We start from the raw sequence: 26,664 nt of genomic DNA on the forward strand, positions 1-26,664 counted from the left end.
TCTGAACCAGAGAAGCGCGAGTTATGGTCAATAGTGGTGTTCAAAGAATTTCATCAAGCGACCTTCTGATCTGATTCGGACTCTTCAATACCGTCCTTGAACTTCACGTTAGCAATGACCTGGCCCAGCGATTGATAGCCGCGCAAGCGTCTCCATTTCTGCTCCGCGCACTGACCCAGCTTGAACATCATATGCAGCATGCCGTCACGGCTCAGACAACCCTTCGAGCGCTTCGTTCTGTGGCGAATGGTGCCGAAGGTCGATTCGATCGGGTTGGTCGTGCGCAGGCTCTGCCAGTGCATGGCAGGGAAATCGTAGAAGGCCAGAAGCTCGTCATGATCAGTCTGCAGCTTGCGGGTCGCCTTTGGGTATTTCGCCTCATACGTGTGAACGAACAGCGTGAAGGCTTTCTCCGCTGCAGCTCGGGTCTCTGCCTGCCAGATCTCGTGCAGCATCCCCTTCGCCTTTGGCTGCGACGACTTCGGCAGGCAGTTCAGGATGTTCATGGTCTTGTGCATCCAGCAGCGCTGCTGACGGGTCTTGCCGTAGACTTCCTCAAGCGCGGCCCAGAAGCCCATGGCACCGTCACCGATGGCCAGCTTCGGTACGTTCATACCGCGGCCCTTGAGCTTGAGAAGGACTTCCCGCCAGCTCTGGGTGGATTCACGGACACCGTCTTCGACAGCCAGCAGGCGTTTCTGGCCATGTTCGTTGACGCCGATGATAACCAGCGCGCACAGCTTGTCTTCCTGGCTACGCAGGCCACTGTAGACGCCATCTGCCCAGATATAGGCCCACTTGTCCCGATCCAGCGGACTGTCACGCCAGGTGCTGTACTCTTGCCCCCAGGTTTTCTTCAGGCGAGCCACCGTAGCGGCTGACAGGCCACGGGCTTGCGGCCCGACCAGCACTTCCAGCGCTTCGCTCATCTCACCGGTTGAGATGCCTTTGAGATAGAGCCACGGGAGCGCCGCCTCGAGTGACTTCGTCTTCCGTACATAGGGCGGCACCAGAGCAGAGCGGAATGTCACTGGTTCACCCGTCTTGGCCCGCACTTTCGGGATCCGCACAGTCACCGGACCAATGCCGGTCTGGAGCTGGCGTTCAGGCTGATAGCCGTTGCGAACCACGCCGGCTCTGCCGTCTTCCAGGCGTCGATCACGGTGGCTTTCCAGGACCTCTTTCAGTTCCGCTTCTACAGCGTTATGAATGAGTGTCCTGGCTCCTGTTCGCAGCAATGCAGTCAATGGATCCTTGTCCTCTTCTCGACCTGCCAGGTCGATCACGTTACTCTTCGTCATGGTGGCGTCCCTCTGGTGGGTGGGTTGTTTGGCGATTACCAATCAACCAGATACGCCGCTTCTTTTCAAATCCTTAAAAACCAGTTATAACCATAACTCGAGAAGCGCAGAAAATATCAAACTTATCTTTCTATGAGTTCTGGAAGTTCGTGTAAATGCCCATATTATTATCAAACTTTATTGTCGGGTGACAGTGGAAATATGAAACAGCAGCCCGGCCAAGCCCCGGAAGAACTCACAGAGACAACTTTATCGTCTCTGCTGGCAGGGCTGGGTCAAAACAAATGGCAAGCGAGCCAGCTGCTTGAGAGGTGCCTGGACAACATTGACCAGCACGATGACCCGGCCAATCAGGTATACACAGCCCGCTTCGATCGCACAGCCAGAGCTGAGGCGGCCGCTATTGATGCGCTTCAGCAGGGCGGCGTTCCGTTGGGTGAGCTTGCCGGGCTGCCGGTAGCGCTCAAGGCTATATTCGATGTTGCCGGTGAAGTGACCCATTCAGGATCCAGCTGGTGGGCTGAACAGGCGCAGGCTGATGCGCTGATCGTCTCGCGCTTGCGTCGGGCGGGTGCGGTTATTACTGGGCACACCAACATGACCGAGTTTGCCTACTCTGGGCTTGGGCTTAATCCCCATTACGGTACGCCCGCCAACCCGCTTGCGCCGGGGCGGATATCTGGTGGTTCATCCTCTGGGGCTGCGGCTGCGGTGGCCCACGGTATGGCCGTTGCAGCGATTGGCACGGATACCGGTGGATCTGTGCGCATACCGGCTGCATTCTGTGGCTTGGTTGGTTTTAAACCTTCCCAGCAACGCATACCCCGTGATGGCGTATTCCCCTTATCCCAGAGCCTCGACTCCATTGGTCCGATTGCTCGTAGCGTCGAGTGCTGTGCGCGTTTGGATGCGGTTATGGCCGGCGAGCGCTGGCAACAGAGTACCCAGGTAGACCTGTGTGGACGCCGTTTTGTGGTGCCGGCCAATTACATGCTGGACGATCTTTCCCCAGGGGTTGCCGAAGCGTTTGCCAGCAGCCTCCGCAAACTGCGTGAATGCGGTGCTCAGATTGTCGAAGCACCGGTACCGGTGCTGGATACTTTGCCTGAACTCATGGAAGGCGGGGGACTTGCAGCAGCTGAAAGTTATCACATCCACCGGCACTGGCTGCAGCAGCACGGAGACCAGTACGACCCCCGGGTGCGCCAGCGCATTGAGCGGGGCGCCGGCATCAGTGCGGCGGATTACCTTGAGCTACTGCACCGCCGGGCCGCGCGTAAAAAGCAGGCAGACGAATGGCTCGGCGCTTATGATGGGCTTCTTTCACCCACGGTGCCCATCGAGCCGCCCCTGCTCACTGAGCTAGAGAGCGATACTGACTACGCTCGCCTGAACTTGCTTGTTCTTCGCAACCCTACCGTGGCGAACTTGCTCGACCTGTGCGCTATCACTGTCCCTAACCATCAACTTGGCGACCTGCCCAGTGGTCTGATGCTGGTTGGCCGTAATGGCTCAGACAATATTGTGTTTGGCATTGCGCAGGCGGTGGAAAAGGCACTGAAATATCGTTAATGCGCGAGTACGCTTTTAACGAGGGTCTGTTAACCTGTGCTTCAGCAGCTCAAAGTCCTTATATGCCCACATGCCGATGCTATGTATAAATCGTATAAATCCTGGAATTCCTTTTTGCCCCCGAGCGTGTTTCCGGCTTCTGTAGCCCGGCTGGCGATTATTGTCACATTGCTTGCCATGATTACTCTGGCAGGGCCTGCCCTGGCCGAAGCAGATGACAACAAGCTGCGCATTGCTTATACCGAGTTCCCTCCCATCGAATATCAGAACGAACAGGGCGAGCCTGCCGGTCACTTTATTGAGCTCACCCGAAAGGTCGTTCAGGAAGCGGGCTATGAAGCCGAGTTTATCTACCTGCCGGTGAGCCGGATTTATCTGTATCTTAAAAGCGGAACCGTGGATCTCTGGCCTGGACTTTCTGGGGTACCGGTTCTTGAGAGAGAAGTTCTTGAAAGCTGGGCTAATGTTTATCCGGTGCAGTTAAGTGCTTGGTATCTTGAGTCTTCAGAGCCGCTTACGCACTTTGATCAGCTTGAGGGCAAAACCGTTATCGTGATCGGGGGCTACACCTATGGTGGCCTGCTTACGTGGCTGAAAGCATCGAGCCACGTAAGGCTCACCCAAGCACCTAACAACCGTGCAGCGCTGGAGATGCTCAAGCTGAAACGTGGCGATTATGTGCTGGATTATCGCGAACCCATCGAGAAAGTGCTGGATCAGACCACGGACAGCATGATTCGGGGGTCGGATGTACGATTGCGTTATTCGGCCTGGTTGTTTTCCCTAGCGAGCCCCAAGGCGGCGCTGCTGCGAGAGGAATTCGACGATGCCTATCTGCGCCTTGTGAGCAGGGGCGAGGCACCGCCCATCCGGGATTTCAATTCCGGATATGTTATTCCCGGGTTTCCTGTTCAACACCGCTAGAAAGGTTTTCTGGATTTGTCGGGGCGAGGGTGATATCGCCATACCACGCGCTTGCTTGTTCACCGGTGTTGTCTGAATCCGACATGATGGCGATGCCCCGAATTGGCGGCGGGCTCTCCCCAAACGCCTTTCGGTAGTCTGCAATAACATCCCGCTCGATGCTTATCCACTCGCCCGTCTTTTCGCGGCCGGAACTGACGGCAATCATCACGGTTTTATCGGTGTATGGGTTGGTTATAAACTCACCCTTCGGCAAGGTGTTTGCCCAGATGTAGTTCAGGGCATTGCCGGGCAGCTCCTCTCCAAACAGCAACTCCACCGTTTTACGCTTCGCCCGTTCGAAAAAGCCCGCTTTATCCGGCTGAAACTCGAAGGCAACGTATATCCGGGCAGGGTAGTCATCACCGGATTTTTTCAGAGCATCGCCTTTTTCAAACACATTAGACACCTTCCAGCGCCAGCTCAGCATCGGTGAGTTCTCCGGTTTTATATTAAGCCGGGTAATCAGGCCGGACGCACCGCCGGAGGTATGTGCTTTTACCACCTGAGCGTCGTTCTCGCGGATCAGTTCGTAGCGAGTGTGCTGATCTATGTTGGGAAACTCCAGAGGCTCCCAGCCATCTGAAAGCGACGTCATTTTCGAGAATGCCGGAAGCAATGACTCCTGTGCCAGCAACTGAGGCGAGGCCAGGCTGAATGCTGCAAGCAGCAGCCAGGTAACAGGGCGGATGTTGATATGCATGAATTCGTCCCACTTTGCAGTGTGTCTGTGACAGACCGGCGGATTGAGGAAAAGTGCCTTGTCCTTCTGATTCTTCCCGTATATAGTGCCAAAATCCTTGGTTAGATACCAGATATGGTATCGGGAATCCGGTTAGAATCCGGAACTGACGCGCAGCGGTATTGGGGAACGAGCGTGGCATAAAGACACTGGCCTAGGCCGGGAAGTCGCCACGCAAGGCAGAACCTTGAGGTTCATGCCCCTAAGTCCGAAGACCTGCCAGGGAAGACTGCACCTTCGCGAATCAGGCGCCTGCATTTGGCCCTACAAGGTGAGCAGCAACGAACACGGCACTGTTACAGCCATCACTGGCTGGTGCTGGTTTGTCCTGCGTACGCGAAGGTTACGGAATTCACGCGTATTCAGGAGATAACGGTATGTCTACGACAAGCCTCGCCGAAGATCGGCCCTCATCGTCATCCGCTACAGAAGCCCTTCAGGTTATCAAACGTAACGGTAACCTGGTCAACTTTACCCCCTCTAAAATCAGCGTAGCTGTTACCAAGGCCTTTCTCGCCGTTGAAGGCGACCAAGCGGCAGGGTCTGCTCATATCAATGACGCCGTTCACCGGGTAACCGCGCAGGTTGTGCAAGCCATCAGCCGCCGCCTGAAAGCCGGTGGCCGAGTGCACATCGAAGACATTCAAGACCAAGTCGAACTGGCCCTGATGCGCGCCGAAGAACAGAAAGTTGCCCGTGCCTACGTACTGTATCGCGAAGAACACGCCCGCGAACGCGCACTGCACGAGCCAGTAGAAGCCCACCCTCATCTCACCGTAAAACAGGCCGATGGCCGCACTGCATCGCTAGATTTGGGCCTGATGAAGCAACAGGTCGACCACGCTGCATTCGGCCTTGAAGGTATTGATGGCGACTCCCTTGTAGAAGAAGCCACCCGTAACCTCTACAACGGCATCGACGAAGCCCAAGTGCTAACTGCACTCATCATGACCGCCCGTGGCCGCATTGAGCGCGAGCCGGACTACAGCGCCGTCACCGCACGCCTGTTGTTGGAGCAGCTGCGCCTTGAAAGCGTAACCGCGCTGAAGCTGGACACCAACCTGACCTTGGCAGAGGTTTATCCACAGGCCCTGAGCACCTTCATCAGCGCCGGCATTCGCTACGAGCTGCTCGACGAAGCCATGGCCGCTTTCGACATGGAACGCCTGGGCGCCGCGCTGAAACCTGAACGTGACCTGCAGTTTGGCTTCCTGGGCCTGCAGACCCTGTATGACAGGTACTTCCTGCACTGGAAGGAAGATCGCTTAGAACTGCCGCAGGTGTTTTTCATGCGTGTAGCCATGGGCTTGGCACTGCGTGAAGACGACCCCAACGGCCGTGCTATTGAGTTCTATAACCTGTTGTCGTCTTTCGACTACATGGCCTCGACGCCTACACTGTTTAACAGCGGCACCCGCCATTCCCAGTTGTCGTCTTGCTATCTCACCACCGTAGGCGACGACCTAGAAGACATATACGGCGCCATCCGTGACAACGCCATGTTGTCTAAATGGGCTGGCGGCCTGGGTAACGACTGGACACCTGTGCGTGCGATGGGCTCTCGCATTAAGGGCACCAACGGCCAAAGCCAGGGCGTGGTACCTTTCCTGAAAGTGGTGAACGACACTGCTGTAGCTGTTAACCAAGGTGGCAAGCGCAAAGGCGCGGTGTGTGCCTACCTGGAAAGCTGGCACCTGGATATCGAAGAGTTTCTGGAACTGCGCAAAAATACCGGCGACGAACGCCGTCGCACCCACGACATGAACACCGCTAACTGGGTGCCAGATCTGTTGATGGAGCGTATGCGCCAGGATCGGGACTGGACACTGTTCAGCCCCAGCGATGTGCCAGATTTGCACGACCTTTACGGCAACGAATTCCGCGAGCGCTACGAGCATTACGAAGCCCTGGCCGCAGAAGGCAAAATCGAGCTGTTCAAAACCATTCCGGCCAAGCAGCTGTGGCGCAAAATGCTCACCGTACTGTTTGAAACCGGCCACCCGTGGATAACCTTCAAAGACCCCTGCAACCTGCGCTCGCCGCAGCAGCACAAAGGCATGGTTCACAGCTCCAACCTGTGTACAGAAATCACCCTGAACACCAGCGCCGACGAAATCGCCGTGTGCAACCTGGGCTCGGTAAACCTGGCCGCGCATATCGCCAACGGCGAGCTGGACGTACAGCGCCTGGAACGCACCGTGAACACCGCCGTGCGCATGCTGGACAACGTTATCGACATCAACTTCTACGCCGTGCCCCAGGCGCGTCATTCCAACCTGAAACACCGCCCGGTTGGCCTGGGCCTGATGGGTTTCCAGGACGCGCTCTACGCACTGCGCCTGCCGTACACCAGCCCGAAGGCCGTGGAGTTTGCCGACCAGGCAATGGAGCAGCTCAGCTACTTTGCCATCCGCGCCTCGGCGCAGCTGGCGGCCGACCGCGGCGCGTATGAAACTTATGACGGTTCCCTGTGGAGCCAGGGTATCTTGCCGATCGATTCCATCGAACTGCTGAAAGCTGCCCGCCTTGAAGGCGATCTGAGCGTGAATACCGAAAGCCGCTTGGACTGGGCGCCAGTGCGCGAGCTCATCGCCAAGCACGGCATGCGCAACAGCAACGTGATGGCCATTGCGCCCACCGCCACCATTTCAAACATTGTGGGTGTGTCGCAGTCCATCGAACCGGCGTACCAAAACCTGTTTGTGAAATCGAACCTGTCTGGCGAATTCACCGTGGTGAACCCCTCGCTGGTGCGTGATCTCAAGGCCGAAGGCCTGTGGGACAACGTGATGGTAAACGACCTGAAATACTACGATGGCAGCGTGCAGCAAATCGAGCGCGTACCCACCGAATTGAAATCCCGCTACGCCACCGCGTTTGAAATAGACGCCCGTTGGTTGGTAGAAGCGGCCTCTCGTCGCCAGAAGTGGCTAGATCAAGGCCAAAGCCTGAACCTGTACATGGCCGAACCCAGTGGTAAAAAATTGGATGAGCTATACCAGCTGGCGTGGGAGCGCGGCCTGAAAACCACCTATTACTTGCGCTCGTTGGGTGCGACTGGCGTAAACGAAAGCGCGGCCCCGGTGGCAGCGCCGCTGCCCCAAGTGTGCAGCATCGATGAGCCTGATTGTGAAGCTTGTCAGTAACCACTTACTTTTTACCTGAGAGGCACAAACCATGCTTAATTGGGACGACGACACCAAACCTAAAAACCCGTCTGCTGCGCATAACAGCGTGGCGCCGGTAAACGTTGAAGACAAGCGCGTAGTCAACGGCGAAACCGACATAAACCAGCTGGCTCCGTTCAAGTACCCCTGGGCGTGGGAATACTTCATGAACGCCAACAAAAACCACTGGACGCCGCTAGACGTGAACATGGCGCAGGACGTTCACGACTACCACCACCGCCTGAGCCCAGCGGAAAAGCACGTGTTTGAAAACGTGTTGGCCTACCTGACTACCTCTGACATCATCGCCATGCGCAACATTGGCCTCGCTGTGATGGAAAAAATGACCGCCCCTGAATTGCAGATCTACCAGGCGCGCCAAGTCTACGAAGAGGCAATGCACACGTGGGCTTATCAACACTGCATTGAAACCCTGAACCTAGACCAGAGCGAAATCTATAATCGCTATCGCGTCGTGCCAGAAATAAACGCCAAAATCCAGATAGCCAACCGCCGCCTGAACGCCGCCATGCGCCCCGACATGAACCTGCGCAACAAGGACGACCTACAAGAATTCATCATGTCGTACCTGTTTTTCGCGGGGGTGTTTGAAGGCTGCTGGTTCTATAACGGCTTCAGCCCCATCTTCGCCCTGCAGCGTCGCGGCCTAATGCGCGGCACTGGCGAACAGTTCCAGTACATATTGCGCGATGAATCCATGCACTTCTCCTTCGGCCTGAAAGTGGTTAACCAGATCCTAGAAGAAGAAAACATCAGCTTCGACCCCAAAGCCGTGCGCGATATGTGGGACGAATGCGAAGCCGCTGAACGCGACTACGCTAACTATATTCTGCGCGACCCCATCCTCGGCTACTCCGCGAAATACCACACCGAACAGTTCCGCTTCGTAGCCAACCGCCGCGCCCGCACAGTGGGCCTGGAAGAGCCGTTCCCGGGGGCGAAAAACGTATCGCCCTGGCTGGACGAGCAGGCGACTATGCGCAAGGAAAAGAACTTCTTTGAGACACGGGTGATTGAGTACCAGACGGGTTCGCAGCTGGAGTGGTAAGTACTTACTAACGCTCAGCGCGGCTCAACCCAGCGGACTGCGAACCCCTGCAAAACCTTGCCCTAGAACGTGGGTGTAGATTTGGGTGGTTCGTAGGTCTGCGTGGCCGAGCAGATCTTGCACTGTGCGGATGTCGTTGCCGCGTTTTAGTAGCTCTGTTGCAAAAGAGTGTCGGAAGGTGTGACAGCCAGCAGGCTTGCCTACAGCGGCTGTTTTTACTGCATTACGAACGGCTCTTTGCACCGACGTGATATGACGATGATGACGCGTGACATTACCCAGATTATCGGAACTCAGAGAAGGCGAAGAAAACAGCCATTGCCATTCCAGCGAGTACCCAGCGTTCGGGTATTTTCGTGAGAGCGCATGAGGCAGACTGACAGGGTGTTGAAACTCGGGATCTTTCTGTTTCCAAGCTTTACAGATGTTATCAGCATGACTTTTTAACTCCGCAATAAGTGTTCCCGGCAACAGCGTTGTACGGTCTTTGCCACCTTTGCCATCACGGACTGTTATCACCTGCTGATTGAAATCCAGATCCTTAATGCGAAGCCGGCAGGCTTCGGTAACACGAAGGCCCGAACCGTACATCAGTGAAGCGATTATGTGATTGGGACGGCGAAGCTTTGCGATAATGTTCATGGCTTCTTCGTGAGTGAGCACTACCGGTAACTTTCGTGGCTTTTTCGAGCGGATGACCTCGCCGATTTCCCCGAGGGGCTTGTCGAGCACCTTGCCATATAAAAACACCAAGGCATTCAGCGCCTGCGACTGAGTCGCCGCCGCAACATTCCGGTGAACAGCGAGCCAAGTCAGAAACTGATTAACCTCCCGTGGCCCCATATCACGAGGATGCTTCATTTGGTGGAAGCGGATGAAATAGCGAATCCAGTACCAATAGGTTTTTTCTGTACGGACGCTGTAATGATTCACTCGAATAACGGCGTGTACTCGGTCACGCAGACGGGGTTCCTTTCCCTGCATAATTTGGGCTCCTTGCCTAGCACTGTAATTTTGTACAGTATTATTGAGGGCGCGGATCACAGAAGTCAAACGATTACGTGGAAAAGACCTAGGGAGTGGACTAAGCTCTTGTTTTATAAATGTATGGACAGACGTTCCTGGGCGCCAAAAACCGTAATCATGAAGCGGTCAGATTTTCCCAATCGCGGAGCGGTCTATTAAGTTACTGTTAAGCTATATTGTTGCGTGATGCGCAACATGCTATTATTCCCTTATGATTAAAACATTCCATCACAAAGGACTGAAACGGTTCTACTCGACTGGCAGCACTGCTGGTGTTCAGCCTGATCACGCCAAGAAGCTGCGCATGCAACTCGTTGCTCTGGATACCGCCACGTCAGTTGAAGACATGACTATCCCTGGCTTTCGGCTTCATCCATTGAAGGGGAAAGACAATGGGCGATGGTCGATCTGGGTTAACGGAAATTGGCGTATGACGTTCGAGTTTCGGGATGGCAACGCCTACATTCTTGATTATGAGGATTATCACTGATGACTATGCATAATCCGCCGCATCCCGGCGAGTTTATTCGGGAGGTATACTTGGAGCCTTTTGGCATCAGTTCCCGTCAACTGGCTTCCAGTCTGGGCGTTTCTCCTTCCACTTTGTCTCGGTTGCTCAAAGGGGATAGTGGTATTAGCCCGGAAATGTCTCTGCGGCTATCCAAGGTTCTTGGGCGTACTCCTGAGAGCTGGTTGGCAATGCAAGACATGCACGATCTAGGAATGGTTCGCCGGACAGTCAATTTGGATGGTATTCATCCTTTGGACTTCGAAGCAGCTTAACCAGTGGCTGTTGTCGGACGCGCCTACGCTGCGCTCCGGCACGCCGCAAAGCCGGGCGTTAAATTTTCAGCAGCAGATTTTAGATTAAGAGGTAAAAATGGATCAGGAACAACTCGAAAATAAACTGCGAAGCTGGCAGAGGCACCTTGATGAGGTTGTGGGAATTCTGGCATTCGCGTTGGCAGTGAGTTGCGCAGGCATAAGTAATAGCGGCATAGCCTTGGTTGCTAGTGCGGCCTCCATATATGTTTCTTTTCGAGCAATGGATTTAGGTGCGCATTATTTTCCAGAAGACCTTTTGGAATTGAGAGAAAGTACTCGTAAGACAATGCGTCAAAAACTTGAGCATGATTATGCCGAAGGGCAACTCAAAAAGTTGAAAACTCCGCTCCTATATATGGGTTTCGTGAGTCTATTCTTGGTAGCGGTTATATCTGCCGCGAGAGTAATAATATCAATAATTTAACAAGTCGCTGTAGTACGCGGCCGATGGCCGCCGGACGCCCTTTACATTGCGGCTTCGCCTCCATTACAAGGTCGCCGCTAAGCTCAGCGTTATGTGTATTAGAAAGGAATAGTTGAGAAATGAAGCTGGTTTTGAAGATTGCATCAGGTGTACTACTGGCTGGAATAATCACCTTTGCAGTTAGAGCAGCTTATGTGAGCTATACAGTTCATATTGCAACGGAAGCACTGCGGGAAGCTGTCACTGAGCAGCAGGAGCGAGCGGCTATGATGCAAGCCGAGAGAGAGGAGCAAGCTAGGTTAAAAAAGCTTCAGCAGCAGAGAGCCATCGATGCGGCTAGGAAAAAATCGCAAGAGTATGCAAAAAAGCAAAGAGCATGGAATGACTATTATGTCGCTCCCGAAGGCTGCGAAATTTATAAATCCGATGGCCATATGGTTGAATGTATTAACCATAAAATGCGTGCAAAAGGCGAGTTTGAAAAGGTTTATAAAGCCGGGGGTATCTCTAGCACATAACCAGTCATTCAAGTTCGTTCCCGGCCTGGCGGCCGTCCACCGGACGGCTTTTAGCCGCCGCTTAATTCAGCGTTAGCTGGTAGTGCCTTGGTCTTTTTTGGTGGCTGTGTGCCAGTGGCCTTGGCCGAAAATGGGTAGCAAAACCGGGAAGCTCTGGTTATCGCCAAGGCCGTCGGAATCCGCGTCATGCTGGCAGCTCAATCGGTCGCGGTGTTGATATAGAAAACGGTGTTTGCCGTGTGGGGCCGTCCACGAAAATCTGGTTCCGGATCTGCTAATCTCAGGTTCAGGTTCGTTCACCGCATCATTAGCGGTAGTTTCAATCACAGTGCATCGGCGGTTTCCGGTGCAAGGGCGGCGGAGTAGGCCATCGTGTTGGTTGCCAGGGCTCAGGTTTCACAGTTGCCCCCAGCTAACCAGTCGCTGTAGTACGCGGCCTACGGCCGCCGGACGCCCTTTTCATTGCGGCTTCGCCTCCATTACAAGGGCGCCGCTAAGCTTCGCGTTATACGTTACGGAGAATGCATGCAGAAGCGTGTGATTGATAGCCAATACCAGGAACTGTTGGAGAACTTGGCTGACCTTAATCAGATGAAGCAGGTCGTTAATCATGCGTTCAAGAGAGAGTTTGAAGTTCTTGAGCAATACAGTAATTCACAGGAATCTGCGGAAATTGTCAGTAGGGAGGCTTTTGGATTCGACAATCCTTTCACTGGGAAGCTTGAAAAATATGCGTTTCGGACAGCAACCATCGAGGATTTAAAGCTCTTAACCTACTGGCACAAAAATAGTCAGTACTGCTGGTTGCTTATGAGTGCCTACGAGAAGTTCGAAAAATTTCTGGCTTTGTCGTACTTTGAAGCGACAGGTAAACGTTCCCGAACTCTGAATCCAATGCTTCTTTATTTCTCAGATAGTTTTTCTAGCATTAAAGCTGGGGAGGCTAAAAATGCGTTTGATATTAATTTGCGTGTTGCCGTGCATTTAGTTGAGAAGATGCGGCACGCAATAGCTCATGATCAGTGCTTAGTGCCTGATGCTACAGAGTTCACAAGTAAGGTAATTAGGCAGTCCGGGATTGGGAACGACAGGAGGCTTCACGAAGAGTTTGTGTCGCAGTTCATTTTTGAAAACAAAGTTTTCATACTGGAAGTGCCTGCGAACAACCACACGATCCTTAAGACCTTTCATGACCAGTATCGAATACTGGTGAGTTACCTTATTTCGTACGCATATTTGGTGAAGGACGCGGCGTCTCAATCCGGAGTGTAAAACGTATAACCAGTGCAGGCACGGCGACGCCCTTTTCATTGCGCCTTCGGCTCCATTTCAAGGGCGCGCATGCTGCAAGCGTTAGCTGGATTGATGTGGTGCCTTTTTGGTGGCTTGGTGCCAGTGGCCTTGGCTCAGGTTCGTAGCAAAACCGGTAACTTTCAGCTACGCCAAGGCCGTCTAAGTCGGTGATCAGTTTGGCAGCTCAATCGTTCACCGGCATTGCCATAAAATTTGGTGCTCGCCGTGTGGGGCCGTCCACGCAAACTTAGGTCTGCGCCTGGTAATCTGGCGTTCAGGTTCGTTCGCCGCATCGGCTGCGGTGTTTTAGGACACTGTGCATCGGCGGATTTTGGTGCAAGGGCAGCGGCGGAGTAGGCTATCACTTTGAGTGCCAGGGGCTGGGCTGTCAGTTACACCCAGCTAACAAATCGCAGCAGTACGCGGCCTACGGCCGCCGGACGTCACTGACGTGCCGCCGCTGTGCTCAGCGTTAGCTGGATTGGTGTGTGTCTTTTTGGTGGTTTGGTGCCAGTGGCCTCAGCTCATAGTTGGTAGCAAAACTGGCGAGTTTCGGTGTTTGCCCAGGCCGTCGAAATCGGTGGTTAGTTGGCAGTTCGGCGGTTCAACAGTGGTCACAGAAAGTTGGGTGTTCCGTTTGTGGGGCTGTTCGCCGTGAGCACGGTTTTGATCTGCGAATCTGGCGTTCTGGTTCATTCACCGCATCGGTTGCGGTGTTTTTGAACATCGTGCCTCGGCAGATTTTGGTGAAAGGGCAGCGGCGGAGTAGGCTATCATTTTGAGTGCCAAGAGTTGGGCCTGTCAGTTATACCCAGCTAACAAATAAGGATAGGTCGCGCGCAGCCGCGACCTGATCCGGTGTTGGACGAGCCCGGTGCTTCTCTATTAAGGAAATATCATCGGCGAACTGAGAGGTGCTTTGGCCCTGGCATTGGGCGGTCATTTTCGTCAGGCCAGAGGTTCCCGTGACCCTCGGTGAAACCGATAGCCGATCTGTCCTGGTGGTGTCATAGGGTGCTCTGATCCCTCCCTGTGAGGTGCATGTCGGACGGATGTGGGTCTATGCTAAACATCGTCGCCGGATTGTCGGCCCGGGCCACCGGCAAGGTCGCCGCCAAAGCGTGATGCCCATGGGCTCGCCACAACAGGGGCAAACGCGTTGTTTCCGGGGTTGGGTGACGATCCCGGGTAGCGCCACCTGCAAGCGCAACTGCAGCCGGTGTAAGGTTTTGCGGGCACCGCCGTGCAGGAACCCGTATTCCCGCACCCGTCGCAGCCCCTTGGGCAGGACATGCTGCAGAACCCGCCAGAGGAACCGGCTCGCCGGTTCGGTCAGGGTCTGCCAGCGCCGGGTCTGGCTGTCCTGGTAGCGGAAGGTGACCTGCTCACCGTCGTAATCCACGATGTTCTGCTCCCGGAGCACACCACGATACAGATAGCGGGCCAGATAGGTCAGCGCCTGGTCGCCACGGCCGACCTGCTCGCACTGGGCGACCCAGTGTTTGGGAATCGATTCCGGCAAGGCAAAGCCTTGCTCGCGCATCCGGGTGAGGAATTTGGCGCGAAACACGGTGGCCAGGGCCCGGCCGTTGAACAGGTATCGCCCGGCCCGGGCGTGCCAGTGATGGCCCGTCAGCCCGCCCCCGGGGACCACGATGTGGACATGGGGGTGGAAAGCCAAGCGGCGGGAGTGGGTGTGCAACACCCCGACCAGCCCGAGCTGGTTGCCCAGGCGTTTATCGTTGCGGGCGAACTGGCACAGCGTCTCCCGGGCGGCCTGGAACAGAGCGTGACAGGTCCATCGGAGGTGGTGCCAGGCAAAGCCCCGCAACTGGGCCGGTAGGGTGAAGGTCACCAGGAAATAATCCACCGGCAACAGCTTCTGCCGCTGCCGGCCCAGCCATTGGCTGTTGGTGCCGTGCTGACAGGCAGGGCAACTGCGATGGCCGCAGGACGGGTACGCCTGTTGCACCTGCTGACAGGCGCGACAGTGATAGCGAACCTCGCCACAGTCCGGCGTATGGCAGGCCAGAATCGACCGCAGGGCGGCGTGATGCTCCGGTCGCATACGTGCCCCGACGTGCTGCTGCAGGCTGGCCTCATGATCGCGCAGAATCTGCGCCAGGGTGATCATGGGGTCACCCAGTCAACCTGCAGGCGCTCCACCAGAGCATTAATCATCAGGGCACTGTTCTGCTGGGCCTCATGGGTCATCCGGGTGTAGCGGGCGGTGGTCACCGGGCTGGCATGGCCGAGCAGGGTCTGAATTGAGCGCAGGTTCACTCCATTTTCCAGCAGATGGGTGGCAAAGCTATGGCGCAGGGAATGAATGTGCACATTTTTGCGGATACCGCAGTCCAGAGCGACCTGCTTGATGGCCTTCTGCACTCCACCCCGGTCCATCACCCGGGGCTTGCCGGAGGTGGCAACCGACGCATACGGCGGGTGCCCCCCGGGAAACAGCAGGTCTGGATGACGGTGAGTGGCCCAATAGCGCCGCAAGGCCTTGAGTGTCATCAGCGGTAAAGGCACGAAGCGATCCTTCTTGCCCTTGCCACAGCGCACATGCACCCGCTCAGGTGACTGTCGACATCGGCGATGGTCAGGTTCAGGGACTCGCTCAGTCGCAGGCCCAGACTGTAGGTGGTGAGGAAATAGACCTGATAACTGAGTTTGCGTGTGCGACTAATCAGGCGCTCGACCTCCTTCAGGGAGAGCACGTCCTGCAGGGTCTGAACCTTGGGAGCCTTGACGATAGGGACGTATTCCCAGGGCTTGCGCAGTACATACTGATAGAAACTCTGCAACGCATTGCGGGCAATCTTGACCAGACTCCAGGACCGATGCTGGACCAGATGCATGAAATACTGCTGGAGCTGATCGGTGCTAAGCTGATCGGGACAGGTCTCGAAATAGTCGCAGACCTGTCGCAGGCAACGGGTGTACAGATCGATGGTCTTGGGGCTTTTGCCGCGCAGGGTGAGTTCGGTGAGGTAGCGTTGGTGCAGTGCTTGAAAACGGGCGTGTTCGTTGGCGTTCATCACACTTCTCCTGACAAGCCCTCCAAAATGGAAGGGGTCAGAGAAGTACAGTCGAATTTGGCCTCTGCCGCGTAGCGGCTTCGTTCAACAAGTCACGCCAGCGGACGCGCTAACGCGCGCCACTGCGTTCAGCGTTAGGTGCAAAAATGGATATAGAGCAGGCTATTGGAGAGCAACTAAAGCAATGGGGGTTTTCTGTTGAGAAAATTCCAGAATCTTTGGTATCCGGACAAAAAAGGCCTGACTATAAGGCTTGGACTGACACTGAAACCTATCTGATTGAAGTTAAATCTCGTGAAGATGATCCTGAAGAAATGCAAGAGCGCGAGAATGTGCTTAATCAGGGCGATGTATATAGCGAGCATAAGCCGCTGATTCGAAAAAATAGGGTTTCTGGCATCATCAGGTCTGCATATGATCAGCTCAAAGATTACGGCGAATCAGAATGGTTCAAAGTAGCGTGGCTATGTGCCACCGGCAGCGCGCAGGAAGCAAAGTTTGAACAATTCAAAGCCACGCTTTATGGAACAACTCAAATTTTTGATTTAGATGGGGACGGTTATCATCGCGTCTGTTATTTTTTTCGGAACAGCGAATTTTTTCGTTATCGGAATGTGCTGGATGCAGCTCTGATTTCAACACATACTGGAGGCACCCTTTGCCTTAATCCACACTCTCCCAAGTTTGAAGAAATCCGCTCATCAGCACTCGGAGGCAAGCTCGGTTCGGCTGTTATTGATCCAGTTGCGAGTGAAAGCGTGGGCGATGCCTATATCGTAGATTCTGGTGTAGATCGAAACGATGAGAATGCAGTTCTTGAGTATCTGCGAGGAAAATACGATAGACCAAAACTAAATAAAATCGATCTTGGTTGGCATTCCGGGACCGTGCAAGAACCGTCAAGCACCTAATCGGGTAGCCGGGGGTATCTAACCCCCAGCCCCCACAACACCCTGCATGCGGATCCGCACAGGGCGTTTCCCGAAAACGTTCAGAGTAAGATGGCCGATTACCTCCTCCTACCCCAATGATGGCTTCTGATTTTGCGCCAACGTTCCTCAGTCCGGTCGGACATGGAATCGTTGAGCTGCACAGGCTCCTCATTGATTTTCGGGTTCAGGCCTTCACCCTGTCCCGACCATTACGACGGGCGTTTGGCTACTATGCCGTCTGCTGACTTCTGCTCAATCACCGGCGGGGTTACCCCTATCGGCGCTATCGGTGTCCACCTTATTCGCTCGCAACCGCCGATGGCAACGGCTGCGCCCAGGCTTGATCGACCAGTGGCCTGACTGGTAATTGACCGATCGCTCGTTGAGCAGATCTCCCCAGATAAGAACATGCACTGTAACTGCGCAACTGCATCATTTACGGTGGCCGTCAGATCACGCGGCTTCGTCGTCTTGTGCCAACTCGCCTCCGGCCTACGCCTCATATGATGTTCTTGTTCATCAGCTCGCAGTTTTGCTAGCGGCTTCCTCCAGACCGCTCCTCACGGATTGGCCCTTGCCATTCGCTAGTGGTTAGCGTTCAATCGGTAAAACCGGCTGAACGGTGACCTTCCCACAGGGGACTTTCACCCCATTAGTTCATGCCCATGCTGGGCGTACACAAGTGGGTGAAGCTGACCGGTACTACGCTGCGCTCCGCACCGGCAGCTTACCCAAGGCGTTATACAGACTAAGGAGAGTCTATTTTGGATTTGGCTAATGTAGTCCCGTGGGGGAGATCGTTCGAGGAATACCAGAAGATGTTCGGGTTGTCGGATGATGATTTGAACAAGAGGATTCTGGGTTGTGGCGACGGCCCTGCAAGCTTCAATGCTGAGGCGACAGAGCGCGGATACCAAATCATTTCATGTGATCCGGTATATCAATTCAACGTTGAGGAAATTCGCCGCCGGATCGACGAGGTTTACCCTGAAATCATGGCCAAGATGCAACAGGGCGCAGACAGCTATATTTGGGACTCACTGGGTAGCGTTGAGCAGCTTGGCAAGGTTCGAATGGCCGCCATGTCGAGGTTTCTTTCTGACTTTGATATTGGCCGGCAGCAAGGACGGTATGTGCCAGCATCCTTGCCTTCGTTGCCATTCCCTGATTTTGAATTCGATCTAGCGCTCTGCTCTCACTTTCTTTTTCTCTACAGTGACCATGTAGATGCGGCAGCTCACCTGGCATCAATGCGGGAGCTGTGTAGAACTGCCTCCGAGGTTCGAGTTTTTCCTGTTGTCTCGTTGGATGGAAAGACCTCAAGGCATTTGGATTTTGTCATGACAGCATTAGCCGATGACGGAATCGCTGTCTCGTTGCAGCCTGTCAGCTATCGCTTTCAAAAAGGCTCCACTGAGATGTTGGTGGCGAAGTCTGTATAACCAGTGGCTGTTGGCGGACGCACCTACGCTGCGCTCCGGCTCGCCGCAAAGCCAAGCGTTATAAATCAGGGGAAAGTTTGTAGTGATACCCAAGCATGACCAAATTCGTATCCCGGCTTTGTCGCTCTTGGCTAAGCGCGGTCAGCTGAAGCTGCGTGAGTTCGAAGCTCCGCTTGCCAAGCACTTTGGTTTGTCCGATGACGAAGTCCATGAAGAGTATGAGTCGGGTAACGGTAAAATTTTCTACGACCGTATCAGTTGGGCTCTGAGCTACATGAATATGGCGGGGTTGTTAAGCAAGCCCAAGCGCGGTGTTTACGGAATCAGCGATCTCGGCATGGAAAGGCTCAAGACTCCAGAGTCAGTCAACCAGTTTATCGCTTCAGAGTTCGCCAAGAAGCAAGAGAATAAGCCAAACAAGTCAAATAAGGTGGCGCTCGACGAGACAAGCCTCACTCCACAAGAAGAGCTCTACGAGTCGGCTAAGAAGATTCGCGAGGCTCGGTATCAAGAGCTCATCGATACCATCCTTTCTAAGAAGCCACGCGAGTTCGAGAATCTGGTCGTTTTGCTTCTCCAAAAGATGGGTTACGGCGGCGAGGTCAAGCAATCTGGTGCGGTCACGCCTTACACTAACGACGGTGGTATTGATGGCATTATTAAAGAAGACGTACTCGGCTTCGGCCGCATCCATATTCAGGCAAAACGGTATGCCCAAGCAGCCAGCGTAGGTAGGCCGGAAATTCAGAGCTTTGTCGGAGCGCTCGCTGTCGCACAGTCAAACAAAGGCGTTTTCATTACAACATCGTTCTTCTCAAAGGGTGCTCTTCAGTACGCCGAGGGTCTGAACGGTAGCACCACTCTCATACTCATAGATGGCGAAACACTAGCTGAGTATCTGTATGAGTACGGTGTCGGCGTACAGGTCGAGCACACGGTTCAAATCAAAAGGCTCGATAGCGAGTTCTGGGATTCCATAGAGAATGAGGCTGGCGGGCCTGATTTATAACAAATAAGGATAGGTCGCGCGCAGCCGCGACCTGATCCGGTGTTGGACGAGCCCGGTGCTTCTCTATTAAGGAAATATCGTCGGCGAACTGAGGGGTGGTTTGGCCCTGGCATTGGGCGGTGATTTTCGTCAGGCCAGAAGTTCCCGTGACCCTCGGTGGAACCGATAGCCGATCTGTCCTGGTGGTGTCATAGGATGCTCTGATCTCTCCCTGTGAGGTGCATGTCGGACGGATGTGGGCCTATGCCAGACATCGTCGTCGGGTTATCAGCACGGGCCACCGGCAGGGGCGCCGCCAAAGCGTGATGCCCATGGGCTCGCCACAGCAGGGGCAAATGCGTTGTTTCCGGGGTTGGGTGACGATCCCGGGTAGCGCGACCCGCAAGAGCCACTGCAGCCGGTGTAAGGTTTTGCGGGCACCGCCGTGCAGGAACCCGTATTCCCGCACCCGTCGCAGCCCCTTGGGCAGGACATGCTGCAGAACCCGCCAGAGGAACCGGCTCGCCGGTTCGGTCAGGGTCTGCCAGCGCCGGGTCTGGCTGTCCTGGTAGCGGAAGGTGACCTGCTCACCGTCGTAATCCACGATGTTCTGCTCCCGGAGCACACCACGATACAGATAGCGGGCCAGATAGGTCAGCGCCTGGTCGCCACGGCCGACCTGCTCGCACTGGGCGACCCAGTGTTTGGGAATCGATTCCGGCAAGGCAAAGCCTTGCTCGCGCATCCGGGTGAGGAATTTGGCGCGAAACACGGTGGCCAGGGCCCGGCCGTTGAACAGGTATCGCCCGGCCCGGGCGTGCCAGTGATGGCCCGTCAGCCCGCCCCCGGGGACCACGATGTGGACATGGGGGTGGAAAGCCAAGCGGCGGGAGTGGGTGTGCAACACCCCGACCAGCCCGAGCTGGTTGCCCAGGCGTTTATCGTTGCGGGCGAACTGGCACAGCGTCTCCCGGGCGGCCTGGAACAGAGCGTGACAGGTCCATCGGAGGTGGTGCCAGGCAAAGCCCCGCAACTGGGCCGGTAGGGTGAAGGTCACCAGGAAATAATCCACCGGCAACAGCTTCTGCCGCTGCCGGCCCAGCCATTGGCTGTTGGTGCTGTGCTGACAGGCAGGGCAACTGCGATGGCCGCAGGACGGGTACGCCTGTTGCACCTGCTGACAGGCGCGACAGTGATAGCGAACCTCGCCACAGTCCGGCGTATGGCAGGCCAGAATCGACCGCAGGGCGGCGTGATGTTCCGGTCGCATACGTGCCCCGACGTGCTGCTTCAGGCTGGCCTCATGATCGCGCAGAATCTGCGCCAGGGTGATCATGGGGTCACCCAGTCAACCTGCAGGCGCTCCACCAGAGCATTAATCATCAGGGCACTGTTCTGCTGGGCCTCATGGGTCATCCGGGTGTAGCGGGCGGTGGTCACCGGGCTGGCATGGCCGAGCAGGGTCTGAATTGAGCGCAGGTTAACCCCATTTTCCAGCAGATGGGTGGCAAAGCTATGGCGCAGGGAATGAATGTGCACATTTTTGCGGATACCGCAGTCCAGAGCGACCTGTTTGATGGCCTTCTGCACTCCACCCCGGTCCATCACCCGGGGCTTGCCGGAGGTGGCAACCGACGCATACGGCGGGTGTCCCCCGGGAAACAGCAGGTCCGGATGACGGTGAGTGGCCCAATAGCGCCGCAAGGCCTTGAGTGTCATCAGCGGTAAAGGCACGAAGCGATCCTTCTTGCCCTTGCCACAGCGCACATGCACCCGCATCAGGTGACTGTCGACATCGGCGATGGTCAGGTTCAGGGACTCGCTCAGTCGCAGGCCCAGACTGTAGGTGGTGAGGAAATAGACCTGATAACTGAGTTTGCGTGTGCGACTAATCAGGCGCTCGACCTCCTTCAGGGAGAGCACGTCCTGCAGGGTCTGAACCTTGGGGGCCTTGACGATAGGGACGTATTCCCAGGGCTTGCGCAGTACATACTGATAGAAACTCTGCAACGCATTGCGGGCAATCTTGACCAGACTCCAGGACCGATGCTGGACCAGATGCATGAAATACTGCTGGAGCTGATCGGTGCTAAGCTGATCGGGACAGGTCTGGAAATAGTCGCAGATCTGTCGCAGGCAACGGGTGTACAGATCGATGGTCTTGGGGCTTTTGCCGCGCAGGGTGAGTTCGGTGAGGTAGCGTTGGTGCAGTGCTTGAAAACGAGCGTGTTCGTTAGCGTTCATCACACTTCTCCTGACAAGCCCTCCAAAATGGAAGGGGTCAGAGAAGTACAGTCGAATTTGGCCTCTGCCGCGTAGCGGCTTCGTTCAACCAGTCAATCAAGTTCGTTCCCGGCCTGGCGGCCGTCCACCGGACGGCTTTTAGCCGCCGCTTATCTCAGCGTTATGCTCTGGCGGGAGCCATCGTTTTTTGGTAGTTTCTGAGCAGTCCATGAGGACATCATCGATAAAACAGACCAAAGGGAGATTGGGCGTGGATTACTACGATAGAGAATACATATCTGCAGTTATTAACTATTTTTGGGGGGACGGCGCAGCATCGCCTCAGTCAGTAAATGAGAGATCTGCAGAGGTGATTTACAAAGCAGTCTCTGAAGCGCAGGCGTGTTCTGCATCAATGGATCTCGTTCCAAGACCCAGTGGTGGCAAACCGGGGATCTCATACATAGTTAAACAGATTGCAAGCATTGGTAAGAATATAATCTCTGGAAACACATCGGTTTACCATGTTTGTAAGGTCAAAATTAGCGCAAGCTATAAATCTGAAATAATTATGGCATTAAAAGGAATTTGAAATGTTAAAACTCGGACTTTCTGTTCTTCTGTTATTGTTTTCTATTAGCGCATTTTCAAAGACAGATATTGAGCTGGTTTACTCAGGTATCAGATTTAAAATCCCCGGGAACTTCTCCGTGGTGGGTGATGCAGGAGATAACCAAAACATTTTAATATTCAGGTATGGGGATGAGTTGGGCAAGAGGTTCTTGGCTTTTTCAGATATGACGAATGATCAAACTATTAATTATGGGTGTCTCCCTAGTGTTTTCTTTAATAATGTTTTCTTCGATATTGATAAATCTGGATGTAATCAGGATAATATTAAGTTAATGCAAGAGTCCTTTGTGGAAGGTCGGCAAGTTGAGACGTGGTCTTCAAATGAATATTCTATCGTGTACTCCGGTGATAAAGAAAAGTCATACATCTTTATAATCGGAGATAACGGCAAACTTTTGAAGGTGGATTCAGATTTTCTGGATAACGAATCTTTCAAAAAAATGGTTAGAGGTATATAAGAAGGGTCATCCTGATACCTATTTCTTCATAGCATAACCAAGGGCTCCAGCCGACCGGTTTTCCGCTGTCGCTCCAAACCGGCGGCTGAGCCCGGCGTTAAACCCCACATAGGACCCTCCGCAGTATGTCTATTCAAGCTGTGCTCTTCGATCACGACGGAACACTTGTCAACTCCGAACCGGTTCACCTAGGACTTTGGAATTCGGTTCTTAGTACATACGGGTTTCAGTTGTCAGATCAACAGTACAAGGACTTGTATGCTGGCGTTCCGACCCCCGCGAATGCATCCGACTTAGTCAGTAGGTTTGGCCTCCCGACCGATGCCATCGCCCTTGTGGAAGCGAAGAACCTTGAAACCACGCGGTATCTTAAGCGGCAATCTTTTCCTTTGATGCCAGGCGTTGCCCAAACAATTTCGTCTTTCCATCGACTAGGCTTAAAACTCGGCGTTGTCACCGGAGCGAGCGCGAATGGCGTGCGTGTAACGTTACGTGCCAACGAGTTCGAGCCGCTATTTAGTCTTACTGTTTCAGGCGACGATGTGCTCAAAAGCAAACCTGAACCAGATTGCTATCTGCTGGCTCTTGAGCGCCTTTCCCTGAAGCCAGAAGATTGTGTAGCGATCGAGGATACGGAGCATGGACTGCGCGCAGCGGCGATGGCCGGCATCAGATGCCTCGCCATTCCTACCGAAATGTCTAGGCACCACGATTTCTCTTTAGCCTCAGCGGTTTTGCCAAATATGAATGCAGCATGTGATTATATCCAAAGGGTCTACTTGAATAGTGCACGTGGGGCTTAACCAATCGCTTAAGTACGTTCCCGGCCTAAAGGCCGTCCACCGGATGCCCTAGACGGGCACCGCTTAGCTTCGCGTTATGTGAGGAGTATGGATGAGTCCTACAGTATTCAGAGAGAAGGGATATCGCTTCTTTTTCTTTTCGCGAGAAGAATCTCGCATGCATGTTCATGTAGTCTCAGGTGATGGCGAGGCTAAATTCTGGCTTGAACCAGATCTTGAGCTTGCCAAAAATTACGGGTACAACCGGCAGCAATTAAAAGAAATCGAATCATTGGTGGAGGATCACCGCGATGAGCTTGTCAGCGCTTGGAAACAGCACTTCAGCAGTTGAGGTGACAAATATCTCTGCACATGGTGTGTGGCTTCTTGCGCACGACCGTGAGTTTTTCATGTCGTACAAAAATTTTCCTTGGTTCAAGGAACAGCGAGTCAGTGCAATTGTGAATGTCGAGGAGCAGTCTCCTGGGCACTTCTATTGGCCTGAGCTTGATGTAGACCTGACGGCGGAAATTATTGAGCATCCTGAGAGGTTTCCAAACGTCGCTCACAGCACATAACCAGTGCAGGCACGGCGACGCCCTTTACATTGCGCCTTCGGCTCCATTCCAAGGGCGCGCATGCTGCAAGCGTTGAGGCTGTAGAAAAAGGCCAAAGGCTTTTCTCGACCTTGAATTGATCAATAATTAATCTAAAAATAGCACCTATTCTTAAAATCTGGAGCACTCATCGTCGAAAGCAGACCTAGATTTTACGTAGGAGCGTCATCGCAAAAAGGCTCGAGGGTTTTTCTACAGCCACGTTAATTGGTAAAGATATGGAAGCAGTCATCCAAGAAGAAGCAACCGGCTGTGGTATTGCGGCAAGCGCTGCTCTTGCCGGTGTAAGTTACGTCGAGGCAAATAAGAGAGCCAACGCTTTGGGTATTTACGCCGCAGACACCGCGCTTTGGTCGGATACCGAGTACGTCCGAAAGTTGCTCCGCGAATTCGATATTTCGGTATCCGCCATAGAGGCGCCATTTGAGTCATGGGAGCGTCTTCCAGACAAAGCCCTTATGGCCATCAAGTGGCGGATGAAGCGGGGCAAACCATTTTGGCATTGGGTGGTATTCGTCAGGGAAGGCGGCCAAGCAATGGTGCTGGACTCCAAAAAAGCCCTGAAATCGAACATCCGGCAAGATTTCGGACGCATTAAGCCTCAGTGGTACATCGAGGTAACCAATTAACAAATCATTCAAGTTCGTTCCCGGCCTGGCGGCCGTCCACCGGACGCCCCTATCGGGCCGCCGCTTAATTCAGCGTTATGCATTCGTTTCTCCTTTCAATTGACATGCGTCACGTGACGCAGTACGCTTCAAAGCATGATCAAAACTTTCTCAGACAAACGAACTCAAGAGCTTTACTCCAAGGGGAGGTCGAAGAAATTCCCCCCGGATGTTGCTTCAAGAGCTGCCCGTAAGCTGGAATACGTGCATTTGGCAGAGCAACTAGAAGATCTGAAAGTACCGCCTGGTAATCGGCTCCATCCGCTTTCTGGAGACAGGCAGGGACAGTACGCAATTTCAATCAACGATCAATGGCGTATCTGTTTTCGTTTTGAAGACGGTGATGCATACGACGTCGAAGTGTGCGATTACCACTGAATGAGGCTACAGCTATGACTATTTCTAATACTGCGGGTATGCAACGGAAGCCAACACATCCTGGTGAAATGCTCAGAGAAGACTTTATTCCAGATTACGGTCTGACAGTCGCAGGACTGGCGAAATCTCTGGGAGTGTCTCGCCAGTCCGTAAATGAGCTATTGCGTGAACGTCGTGCAGTCAGCCCTGAAATGGCGCTTCGACTTGGCCGTTTGTTTGGTAACTCGCCAGAGTTTTGGTTGAATGCGCAGCGTTCTATTGATTTGTGGACGGCGGGGCAATTGGTTAAGGATGAGGTCTCTCGAATTAAGCCATTGCACGCTGCATAACAAGTGCAGGCATGGCGACGCCCTTTCCATTGCGCCTTTGGCTCCATTCCAAGGGCGCGCATGCTGCAAGCGTTAGCTGGTAGTGCCTCGGTCTTTTTTGGTGGCTGTGTGCCAGTGGCCTTGGCCGAAAGTTGGTAGCAAAACCGGCAGTTCCGTCATCGCCAAGGCCGTCAGAATCCGCGTCATGCTGGCAGCTCAATCGGTCGCAGTGTTGGTATAGAAAACGGTGTTTGCCGTGTGGGGCCGTCCACGAAAAATTGGCTTTGAGTCTGCTAATCTGAAGTTCAGGTTCGTCGAGCGCATCGTTTGCGGTGGCTTCAATCAGGGTGCATTGGCAGTTTGTCGGTGCAAGGGCGGCGGAGTAGGCCATCGTGTTGGTTGCCAGGGCTCAGGTTTCACAGTTGCCCCCAGCTAACCAGTCGCTGTAGTACGCGGCCTACGGCCGCCGGACGCCCTTTTCATTGCGGCTTCGCCTCCATTACAAGGGCGCCGCTAAGCTTCGCATTAACTGTCTGAGCCTATGAAAATTGTAACTTGGAACTGCAATGGAGCACTGCGACGTAAGCTAACCAAGGCGGATAGCTTACAGGCGGATGTGCTCGTGATTCAGGAATGTGAAGACCCGGCACTATCTGCTCCTGCATACCTGGATTGGGCAGGAGACTACCTCTGGGTTGGAGAATCAAAAAATCGCGGCATCGGAGTTTTCCCACGAAATGGGCATCGCGTACAAAAGCTGGATTGGAGCGACACGTTCACCTTATCTGGCCTGAAAAGTAACAGCAGTACACTGAACTGGCACACACATAATCTCAGGCTTTTTCTGCCATTTAAAATCAACGACGAGATGACTGCGCTGGCGGTCTGGACGAAGGGCAGCAATAACGAAGCTTTTGGGTATATGGGACAATTTTGGAAATATTTACAGATTCACGGAAGAGACCTGAGTGGTTCAAAAACGATCATCCTTGGCGACTTCAATAGCAACTCAATCTGGGATAAGCCCGACCGCTGGTGGAATCACTCTGACGTTATTACAGAGCTGGAAGCGCTGGGGCTCCAAAGCCAGTATCACCACATCTACAAAGAAGTGCAGGGAGCAGAGACAAAACCAACTTTTTTTCTGCAGCGAAATCAGCAGAAGCGGTACCACATTGATTATGTTTTCACCTCTATGGATCTGATTGAAAGTTGTGATCTCCAAGTAGGCGAACATGATGACTGGATTTTGACCAGTGATCATGTTCCTTTGACCCTGTGCATCAACAGTTAA

At 54.0% G+C, this 26,664-nt stretch carries 29 protein-coding genes and 1 riboswitch; of the genes, 21 read left to right on the plus strand and 8 right to left on the minus strand.

Features of this window, described 5'->3' with window-relative positions; genetic code table 11:
- Window positions 1-53 precede the first annotated feature (53 nt).
- Entirely contained in the window at window positions 54-1,301 is a 1,248-nt protein-coding gene (locus CPH80_RS15565; RefSeq protein WP_096278886.1) for an IS256 family transposase, read from the minus strand.
- A 201-nt stretch (window positions 1,302-1,502) separates the two neighbouring features.
- On the opposite strand from CPH80_RS15565, the gene CPH80_RS15570 reads away from it, so the two are divergent.
- Together CPH80_RS15570 and CPH80_RS15575 are read left to right on the plus strand one after the other, a co-directional pair.
- Window positions 1,503-2,873, plus strand: a complete 1,371-nt coding sequence (locus CPH80_RS15570; RefSeq protein ID WP_096279208.1) for an amidase — start codon at window positions 1,503-1,505, stop codon at window positions 2,871-2,873.
- A gap of 114 nt (window positions 2,874-2,987) precedes the next feature.
- On the plus strand, window positions 2,988-3,797 hold the full coding sequence (locus CPH80_RS15575) for a substrate-binding periplasmic protein (protein WP_227520208.1): 810 nt from the start codon (window positions 2,988-2,990) through the stop codon (window positions 3,795-3,797).
- Here CPH80_RS15575 and CPH80_RS15580 read toward each other — a convergent pair.
- Window positions 3,766-4,539: a DUF3047 domain-containing protein gene (locus tag CPH80_RS15580; protein WP_096279210.1), complete on the minus strand. Its 774-nt coding sequence runs from the start codon at window positions 4,537-4,539 to the stop codon at window positions 3,766-3,768. The genes CPH80_RS15575 and CPH80_RS15580 overlap by 32 nt on opposite strands.
- Before the next feature lie 81 nt (window positions 4,540-4,620).
- Window positions 4,621-4,817: riboswitch (cobalamin riboswitch) on the plus strand.
- Between the two features lie 138 nt (window positions 4,818-4,955).
- On the opposite strand from CPH80_RS15580, the gene CPH80_RS15585 reads away from it, so the two are divergent.
- Together CPH80_RS15585 and CPH80_RS15590 are read left to right on the plus strand one after the other, a co-directional pair.
- Entirely contained in the window at window positions 4,956-7,724 is a 2,769-nt protein-coding gene (locus tag CPH80_RS15585; RefSeq protein ID WP_096279212.1) for a ribonucleoside-diphosphate reductase subunit alpha, read from the plus strand.
- Between the two features lie 31 nt (window positions 7,725-7,755).
- A complete protein-coding gene (locus CPH80_RS15590; protein ID WP_096279214.1) occupies window positions 7,756-8,814 on the plus strand; it encodes a ribonucleotide-diphosphate reductase subunit beta in 1,059 nt (352 codons plus the stop codon).
- Between the two features lie 24 nt (window positions 8,815-8,838).
- Here the strand turns inward: CPH80_RS15590 and CPH80_RS15595 are convergent, their stop codons facing one another.
- Complete coding sequence (locus CPH80_RS15595) at window positions 8,839-9,798, minus strand: integron integrase (protein WP_096279216.1); 960 nt, start codon at window positions 9,796-9,798, stop codon at window positions 8,839-8,841.
- A 253-nt stretch (window positions 9,799-10,051) separates the two neighbouring features.
- On the opposite strand from CPH80_RS15595, the gene CPH80_RS15600 reads away from it, so the two are divergent.
- From CPH80_RS15600 to CPH80_RS15625, 5 genes are all read left to right on the plus strand, one after another.
- Window positions 10,052-10,330 (plus strand): type II toxin-antitoxin system RelE/ParE family toxin, encoded by a 279-nt coding sequence (locus CPH80_RS15600; protein WP_096279218.1) that lies wholly within the window; start codon window positions 10,052-10,054, stop codon window positions 10,328-10,330.
- Window positions 10,330-10,623 carry a HigA family addiction module antitoxin gene (locus CPH80_RS15605; protein WP_096279220.1) on the plus strand — a complete coding sequence of 98 codons (294 nt, stop codon included), beginning with the start codon at window positions 10,330-10,332 and terminating at the stop codon, window positions 10,621-10,623. The genes CPH80_RS15600 and CPH80_RS15605 overlap by 1 nt, the downstream gene beginning before the upstream one ends.
- Window positions 10,624-10,720: 97 nt before the next feature.
- Window positions 10,721-11,089 carry a hypothetical protein gene (locus CPH80_RS15610; protein WP_096279222.1) on the plus strand — a complete coding sequence of 123 codons (369 nt, stop codon included), beginning with the start codon at window positions 10,721-10,723 and terminating at the stop codon, window positions 11,087-11,089.
- A gap of 119 nt (window positions 11,090-11,208) precedes the next feature.
- Window positions 11,209-11,607: a hypothetical protein gene (locus tag CPH80_RS15615; RefSeq protein WP_096279224.1), complete on the plus strand. Its 399-nt coding sequence runs from the start codon at window positions 11,209-11,211 to the stop codon at window positions 11,605-11,607.
- Between the two features lie 525 nt (window positions 11,608-12,132).
- A complete protein-coding gene (locus CPH80_RS15625; protein ID WP_096279228.1) occupies window positions 12,133-12,879 on the plus strand; it encodes a hypothetical protein in 747 nt (248 codons plus the stop codon).
- A gap of 1,081 nt (window positions 12,880-13,960) precedes the next feature.
- Here CPH80_RS15625 and CPH80_RS15630 read toward each other — a convergent pair.
- The 3 genes from CPH80_RS15630 to CPH80_RS22655 are packed head-to-tail and all read right to left on the minus strand — an operon-like array spanning window position 13,961 to window position 15,941.
- Window positions 13,961-15,034, minus strand: coding sequence for a transposase (locus CPH80_RS15630; RefSeq protein ID WP_096279230.1), 1,074 nt, complete (start codon window positions 15,032-15,034; stop codon window positions 13,961-13,963).
- Window positions 15,031-15,432, minus strand: coding sequence for a tyrosine-type recombinase/integrase (locus CPH80_RS22650; protein ID WP_264754795.1), 402 nt, complete (start codon window positions 15,430-15,432; stop codon window positions 15,031-15,033). Before CPH80_RS22650 ends, CPH80_RS15630 begins: the two co-directional genes overlap by 4 nt.
- Complete coding sequence (locus CPH80_RS22655; protein ID WP_227520210.1) at window positions 15,417-15,941, minus strand: tyrosine-type recombinase/integrase; 525 nt, start codon at window positions 15,939-15,941, stop codon at window positions 15,417-15,419. The genes CPH80_RS22650 and CPH80_RS22655 overlap by 16 nt, the downstream gene beginning before the upstream one ends.
- Window positions 15,942-16,087: 146 nt before the next feature.
- Here CPH80_RS22655 and CPH80_RS15640 point away from each other — a divergent pair, with 146 nt between their 5' ends.
- The 3 genes from CPH80_RS15640 (at window position 16,088) to CPH80_RS15650 (ending at window position 19,324) form a co-directional block, all read left to right on the plus strand.
- Window positions 16,088-16,852: a hypothetical protein gene (locus tag CPH80_RS15640; protein ID WP_096279232.1), complete on the plus strand. Its 765-nt coding sequence runs from the start codon at window positions 16,088-16,090 to the stop codon at window positions 16,850-16,852.
- Between the two features lie 785 nt (window positions 16,853-17,637).
- Window positions 17,638-18,315, plus strand: coding sequence for a class I SAM-dependent methyltransferase (locus CPH80_RS15645; protein ID WP_096279234.1), 678 nt, complete (start codon window positions 17,638-17,640; stop codon window positions 18,313-18,315).
- An 82-nt stretch (window positions 18,316-18,397) separates the two neighbouring features.
- Window positions 18,398-19,324, plus strand: coding sequence for a restriction endonuclease (locus CPH80_RS15650; RefSeq protein WP_096279236.1), 927 nt, complete (start codon window positions 18,398-18,400; stop codon window positions 19,322-19,324).
- 241 nt (window positions 19,325-19,565) lie between these two features.
- On the opposite strand, the gene CPH80_RS15655 is transcribed toward CPH80_RS15650, so the two are convergent.
- Complete coding sequence (locus tag CPH80_RS15655) at window positions 19,566-20,639, minus strand: transposase (protein WP_096279238.1); 1,074 nt, start codon at window positions 20,637-20,639, stop codon at window positions 19,566-19,568.
- Entirely contained in the window at window positions 20,636-21,547 is a 912-nt protein-coding gene (locus CPH80_RS15660; RefSeq protein WP_096275683.1) for a tyrosine-type recombinase/integrase, read from the minus strand. Before CPH80_RS15660 ends, CPH80_RS15655 begins: the two co-directional genes overlap by 4 nt.
- Before the next feature lie 250 nt (window positions 21,548-21,797).
- On the opposite strand from CPH80_RS15660, the gene CPH80_RS15665 reads away from it, so the two are divergent.
- The 9 genes from CPH80_RS15665 (at window position 21,798) to CPH80_RS15710 (ending at window position 26,664) form a co-directional block, all read left to right on the plus strand.
- The gene (locus tag CPH80_RS15665) at window positions 21,798-22,118 is read left to right on the plus strand and encodes a hypothetical protein (protein ID WP_096281688.1); all 321 of its coding nucleotides are present in this window, start codon (window positions 21,798-21,800) and stop codon (window positions 22,116-22,118) included.
- 1 nt (window position 22,119) lies between these two features.
- Window positions 22,120-22,617, plus strand: a complete 498-nt coding sequence (locus tag CPH80_RS15670; protein WP_096279240.1) for a hypothetical protein — start codon at window positions 22,120-22,122, stop codon at window positions 22,615-22,617.
- A 125-nt stretch (window positions 22,618-22,742) separates the two neighbouring features.
- A complete protein-coding gene (locus CPH80_RS15675) occupies window positions 22,743-23,420 on the plus strand; it encodes an HAD family hydrolase (protein WP_096279242.1) in 678 nt (225 codons plus the stop codon).
- Between the two features lie 91 nt (window positions 23,421-23,511).
- Window positions 23,512-23,751, plus strand: a complete 240-nt coding sequence (locus CPH80_RS15680) for a DUF4160 domain-containing protein (protein WP_081622871.1) — start codon at window positions 23,512-23,514, stop codon at window positions 23,749-23,751.
- A gap of 25 nt (window positions 23,752-23,776) precedes the next feature.
- A complete protein-coding gene (locus CPH80_RS15685; RefSeq protein WP_007348086.1) occupies window positions 23,777-23,977 on the plus strand; it encodes a DUF2442 domain-containing protein in 201 nt (66 codons plus the stop codon).
- A 257-nt stretch (window positions 23,978-24,234) separates the two neighbouring features.
- Window positions 24,235-24,645, plus strand: a complete 411-nt coding sequence (locus CPH80_RS15690; protein ID WP_096279244.1) for a hypothetical protein — start codon at window positions 24,235-24,237, stop codon at window positions 24,643-24,645.
- A gap of 135 nt (window positions 24,646-24,780) precedes the next feature.
- Window positions 24,781-25,062, plus strand: coding sequence for a type II toxin-antitoxin system RelE/ParE family toxin (locus CPH80_RS15695; protein WP_096279246.1), 282 nt, complete (start codon window positions 24,781-24,783; stop codon window positions 25,060-25,062).
- 14 nt (window positions 25,063-25,076) lie between these two features.
- Window positions 25,077-25,391 carry a HigA family addiction module antitoxin gene (locus tag CPH80_RS15700; protein WP_096279248.1) on the plus strand — a complete coding sequence of 105 codons (315 nt, stop codon included), beginning with the start codon at window positions 25,077-25,079 and terminating at the stop codon, window positions 25,389-25,391.
- Between the two features lie 520 nt (window positions 25,392-25,911).
- Window positions 25,912-26,664: an endonuclease/exonuclease/phosphatase family protein gene (locus CPH80_RS15710; protein ID WP_096279252.1), complete on the plus strand. Its 753-nt coding sequence runs from the start codon at window positions 25,912-25,914 to the stop codon at window positions 26,662-26,664.

Origin of the sequence: Marinobacter sp. LV10R510-11A, assembly GCF_900215155.1 — a bacterium.
In the GTDB taxonomy this organism is placed as follows: domain Bacteria; phylum Pseudomonadota; class Gammaproteobacteria; order Pseudomonadales; family Oleiphilaceae; genus Marinobacter.

What these genes read in the sequence shown, in the direction of transcription:
- CPH80_RS15590 (WP_096279214.1), top strand. Translation starts at nt 7,756, where the DNA reads ATGCTTAATTGGGACGACGACACCAAACCTAAAAACCCGTCTGCTGCG.
- CPH80_RS15580 (WP_096279210.1), bottom strand. Translation starts at nt 4,539, where the DNA reads ATGCATATCAACATCCGCCCTGTTACCTGGCTGCTGCTTGCAGCATTC.
- CPH80_RS22655 (WP_227520210.1), bottom strand. Translation starts at nt 15,941, where the DNA reads ATGAACGCCAACGAACACGCCCGTTTTCAAGCACTGCACCAACGCTAC.
- CPH80_RS15670 (WP_096279240.1), top strand. Translation starts at nt 22,120, where the DNA reads ATGTTAAAACTCGGACTTTCTGTTCTTCTGTTATTGTTTTCTATTAGC.
- CPH80_RS15675 (WP_096279242.1), top strand. Translation starts at nt 22,743, where the DNA reads ATGTCTATTCAAGCTGTGCTCTTCGATCACGACGGAACACTTGTCAAC.
- CPH80_RS15700 (WP_096279248.1), top strand. Translation starts at nt 25,077, where the DNA reads ATGACTATTTCTAATACTGCGGGTATGCAACGGAAGCCAACACATCCT.
- CPH80_RS15680 (WP_081622871.1), top strand. Translation starts at nt 23,512, where the DNA reads ATGAGTCCTACAGTATTCAGAGAGAAGGGATATCGCTTCTTTTTCTTT.
- CPH80_RS15640 (WP_096279232.1), top strand. Translation starts at nt 16,088, where the DNA reads ATGGATATAGAGCAGGCTATTGGAGAGCAACTAAAGCAATGGGGGTTT.
- CPH80_RS15585 (WP_096279212.1), top strand. Translation starts at nt 4,956, where the DNA reads ATGTCTACGACAAGCCTCGCCGAAGATCGGCCCTCATCGTCATCCGCT.
- CPH80_RS15710 (WP_096279252.1), top strand. Translation starts at nt 25,912, where the DNA reads ATGAAAATTGTAACTTGGAACTGCAATGGAGCACTGCGACGTAAGCTA.
- CPH80_RS15565 (WP_096278886.1), bottom strand. Translation starts at nt 1,301, where the DNA reads ATGACGAAGAGTAACGTGATCGACCTGGCAGGTCGAGAAGAGGACAAG.
- CPH80_RS15610 (WP_096279222.1), top strand. Translation starts at nt 10,721, where the DNA reads ATGGATCAGGAACAACTCGAAAATAAACTGCGAAGCTGGCAGAGGCAC.
- CPH80_RS15605 (WP_096279220.1), top strand. Translation starts at nt 10,330, where the DNA reads ATGACTATGCATAATCCGCCGCATCCCGGCGAGTTTATTCGGGAGGTA.
- CPH80_RS15600 (WP_096279218.1), top strand. Translation starts at nt 10,052, where the DNA reads ATGATTAAAACATTCCATCACAAAGGACTGAAACGGTTCTACTCGACT.
- CPH80_RS15630 (WP_096279230.1), bottom strand. Translation starts at nt 15,034, where the DNA reads ATGATCACCCTGGCGCAGATTCTGCGCGATCATGAGGCCAGCCTGCAG.
- CPH80_RS15570 (WP_096279208.1), top strand. Translation starts at nt 1,503, where the DNA reads ATGAAACAGCAGCCCGGCCAAGCCCCGGAAGAACTCACAGAGACAACT.
- CPH80_RS15615 (WP_096279224.1), top strand. Translation starts at nt 11,209, where the DNA reads ATGAAGCTGGTTTTGAAGATTGCATCAGGTGTACTACTGGCTGGAATA.
- CPH80_RS15695 (WP_096279246.1), top strand. Translation starts at nt 24,781, where the DNA reads ATGATCAAAACTTTCTCAGACAAACGAACTCAAGAGCTTTACTCCAAG.
- CPH80_RS15625 (WP_096279228.1), top strand. Translation starts at nt 12,133, where the DNA reads ATGCAGAAGCGTGTGATTGATAGCCAATACCAGGAACTGTTGGAGAAC.
- CPH80_RS15690 (WP_096279244.1), top strand. Translation starts at nt 24,235, where the DNA reads ATGGAAGCAGTCATCCAAGAAGAAGCAACCGGCTGTGGTATTGCGGCA.
- CPH80_RS15655 (WP_096279238.1), bottom strand. Translation starts at nt 20,639, where the DNA reads ATGATCACCCTGGCGCAGATTCTGCGCGATCATGAGGCCAGCCTGAAG.
- CPH80_RS15595 (WP_096279216.1), bottom strand. Translation starts at nt 9,798, where the DNA reads ATGCAGGGAAAGGAACCCCGTCTGCGTGACCGAGTACACGCCGTTATT.
- CPH80_RS15660 (WP_096275683.1), bottom strand. Translation starts at nt 21,547, where the DNA reads ATGAACGCTAACGAACACGCTCGTTTTCAAGCACTGCACCAACGCTAC.